The 1,222-nt window shown below is 60.9% G+C and carries 3 protein-coding genes; all 3 read left to right on the top strand.

Going from position 1 to position 1,222, the window contains the following annotated elements:
- Window positions 1–368 (top strand): hypothetical protein (locus tag AC08OT_RS02840; protein WP_476602505.1); only part of this gene is annotated, 368 nt, incomplete at its 5' end.
- Window positions 369–462: 94 nt separating this feature from the next.
- Complete coding sequence (locus AC08OT_RS02835) at window positions 463–861, top strand: helix-turn-helix domain-containing protein (protein ID WP_476591960.1); 399 nt, start codon at window positions 463–465, stop codon at window positions 859–861.
- A gap of 32 nt (window positions 862–893) precedes the next feature.
- Window positions 894–1,222, top strand: a 329-nt coding sequence (locus AC08OT_RS02830) for an ImmA/IrrE family metallo-endopeptidase (RefSeq protein ID WP_476602504.1), incomplete at its 3' end; no start/stop codon positions are given.

Below are 1,222 nucleotides of genomic sequence, written 5' to 3'. Positions count from 1 at the left end.
GGCATTGGGCCGAGGCCGGGATCGTCGCGCTGGGCTGGCCGGTCATACTGGCGGCCGGGTCGGTGCCGCCGGTCGTCCTCGGCCTGCTGTCGCACTTGGCCGTCCTACGCGGCGAGGACGAGCCCAAACCGGGGACGGCAGCTGTCCCCGGCTCTACCCCGAGCCAGGACGCGGCGGGGCCAGAGGCGGAAGACAGTCTGCTGTCGGCCGCAAGAGCGGCCGACGCCGAGTACCGCGCCGCGCACGACGGGCGGCCGATTACCCGGGACGCATTGCGCAAAGCTATACAGGTAAGTACGGCACGGGCTGGCGAGGTTGTGCGGGAACTGTGGAAGGCGCCAGAGGTCGTTAATAGGCAGGGCCTATAAGGGGCGGCGGGGCCGATAGGGAATTGTTGTCAATTCCACGTATTCCGAAATCGGAATAATCCTGTTATGATGACCTTATAAGCGGAGGACCATTGTGGACGAACGAACAAAACAAACACCGAAAAGCCTTGGCCGATTCATCAGGCAGATGAGACACGAACGCGGCCTTACTATCCAGCAGCTTTCTATCGCGAGCGGCGTACGCCAGACAGCGCTGGTGAGAATCGAGCAGGACGAAGTCCAACATCCACTGCCCGATAACCTTGCGGCACTCGCAAAAACTCTGGAGGTAAGAACCAGCGACCTTTTTCTACTAGCGGGCGTCCCGCTCCCCGAAGACCTTCCGAGTCTCGATGTCATGCTGCGGGCCGAGTATGACCTGCCCGAGGCCGGTATCCGGGAAGCGGAAGCCAGTATCCAGGAAATCGTCGCCCGGTATCGGAAGACTGGCCCCGGCTACTCGGAAGATACAACAACACGCCATCATACCTAGCAATATAATAACGGAAAGAATAGAAGCTATTCATGGACCCTACCCCAGAATCAATTATTCCGCGGCTGCGGCGGCTCATGCCGGTACGGCCACTTACCTACGGCGAGGCGTACAGCGTTGCCGAACTGCAAGCGACAAACTTGCTGCACCTTCTCGAAATAGACAAGGCGCCGGCCGACGTGGGGCGGATCGCCGCCCTGCCCGAACTTGAGGTGCGGGTAGAGCCGCGCTGGCGAATGCCAACCATGGCCGGGTTTTCGGAGTGGCGCGATGAGCGCTGGCTCGTGGTCGTCAACAAAAGCAACAACTCCGGCCGGCGGCGTTTCACCCTGGCCCACGAGTTCAAGAATGTCCTAGGATT

The sequence above is a fragment of the Frankia sp. CgJB1 genome, assembly GCF_977947065.1.
The sequence above is the reverse complement of the archived record's forward strand: the minus strand, read 5'-3'. Positions and strand labels throughout refer to the sequence as shown.